Annotated in this window: 2 protein-coding genes; both read right to left on the reverse strand. The window is 45.1% G+C overall.

What is annotated here, in order from left to right:
- Positions 1–892: chorismate synthase (gene aroC / locus VLN09_RS09115; RefSeq protein WP_325245800.1), on the reverse strand; the 892-nt coding region annotated here is incomplete at its 3' end.
- A 52-nt stretch (positions 893–944) separates the two neighbouring features.
- Positions 945–2,036: a 50S ribosomal protein L3 N(5)-glutamine methyltransferase gene (prmB, locus tag VLN09_RS09120; protein WP_325245802.1), complete on the reverse strand. Its 1,092-nt coding sequence runs from the start codon at positions 2,034–2,036 to the stop codon at positions 945–947.
- Positions 2,037–2,088 lie beyond the last annotated feature (52 nt).

Consider the following 2,088-nt stretch of genomic DNA (forward strand, 5'->3'; position numbering starts at 1 on the left):
TAAGAGCAATACTGACACGGATATCTTGTCCTGATGAAATACCGCCTAATATGCCACCAGCATGATTGGCAGTAAAACCCTCTGGTGTCATCTCATCACGTGAGCGATGACCAAACTGCCCTGCCACCGCCATACCATCACCGACTTCTACGCCTTTGACGGCATTGATACTCATCATCGCATGAGCAATATCCGCGTCTAAGCGATCAAATACTGGCTCACCCAATCCGACAGGGACGCCGCTTGCAATAATCTCAAGACGGGCGCCGCAAGAAGTGCCTTCACGGCGTAAACTGTCTATCAATGTCTCAAAGCGGCTGACTGCTTCTTTATCTGCACAAAAAAACGGATTGCTATTCACAAAATCCCAATCAATTTTACTTGGTTCTAGGACATTACTATACTCATTACCGATTTGGGTCACATGACCGCGGATTTGCACACCCAAGCGCTCTTGTAAGTATTTTTTGGCAATAGCACCTGCAGCGACACGCATGGCAGTTTCACGCGCCGATGAGCGACCACCGCCACGGTAGTCACGAAAGCCATACTTCATGCTATAGGTATAATCGGCATGACCGGGGCGAAATGTGTCTTTTATTTCACTATAGTCTTTAGATTTTTGATTGGTATTACGAATCAGCAGACCGATAGAGGTACCCGTCGTTTTACCCTCAAAAACACCAGAGATAATCTCGACTTCATCAGACTCGCGGCGCTGAGTCGAGTACTTAGAAGTACCTGGCTTTCTGCGATCCAAATCTACTTGTAAATCGGCTTCAGATAAGGCTAAACCTGGTGGCACGCCATCGACGATTGCCATAAGACCTGCACCATGCGACTCGCCGCAGGTGTTGACGGTAAAGAGCTGTCCAATACTATTGCCTGCCATATCTATCCTTAAACAAATGAAGTCGATTTTTGATGATAGTGTCAATCTTGATTTATTGATTGTTATCTAATAACTGTACATAATTGGCGAATAGTGAGCGATAGCTCATCAGCTCATCATAGGTAATTGCAAAAACACCATGACCGCCATGGGCGAATTTTAACCAATCAAACTGAATCTCAGGATAAGCTTGTTTTAACGCCCACTCGCTATCGCCTACTTCACAAACTAGCAAGCCTTCAGGACTCAGATAATCTGGTGCTTCAAACAAAATACGATGTACTAAGTCTAAACCATCTTGACCGGCAGCGAGTGCGTGCTCAGGCTCATACAAAAATTCAGGTGGCAAATCTGCCATGATAGCGGCATCGACATATGGAGGATTGGTAACAATTAGCTCATATTGATTTTCGGCAGGGATTTTGGCAAATAAGTCAGATTCAATCACATTGACTTGATGACCAAGATCATGATGATCGACGTTGACCATCGCCACTTCAAGCGCGCCTTTATCGATATCTACCGCATCAACCAAAGCATCGACGAAACGGGTCGCTAGCGCAATCGCGATACAACCAGAGCCAGTGCACAAATCTAAAATGCGCTCAGGCTGTGACAACTGCTTAATTTCTAAACCGTGATCAACAAAAGCCGGCGTTTGGTTGTTGATACTCACGCCTAGTGGCTTTGCCAACTCATTAACCTCGAAGTACGGATGGAACTGCTGACGAATCAACTCAGCAATTGGAGAGCGCGGAATCAATACGCGCTCATCGACGTAAAAAGGCAAATCACAGAAATAAGATAAATTAATCAAATAGCTTAATGGCTTACGCTCAGCGATACGCTCTTCTAACAAGCTTAAAACCAATTGCTTCTCTGAGGTGGTCAAGCGGCAATCAAGAATCTGATCATTGGCAGACCAATCTAAAGACAATGAATGCAACACAATCGCAGACGCTTCAGCGAACTCATCAGTAGTGCCTTGAGCAACAACCACATCATAATTGCGTAATTGCGTCACTGCAAAACGAATAAAGTCTCGGATACTAAATAGCTGCTCACGCGCCTCTTCAAGCTCAGCACGCAGTGTGGCGAATTCATCATGCTCACCGAGCAGTCCTGTTGCCAAATCATACTCCATATTGCCATCTGCGCCTTGTTCTTCATCACTAAAGTAATGATTTTGAAATTCT

This window comes from Psychrobacter sp., from assembly GCF_035469765.1.
In the GTDB taxonomy this organism is placed as follows: Bacteria; Pseudomonadota; Gammaproteobacteria; order Pseudomonadales; family Moraxellaceae; genus Psychrobacter.

What these genes read in the sequence shown, in the direction of transcription:
- prmB (WP_325245802.1), bottom strand. Translation starts at nt 2,036, where the DNA reads ATGGAGTATGATTTGGCAACAGGACTGCTCGGTGAGCATGATGAATTC.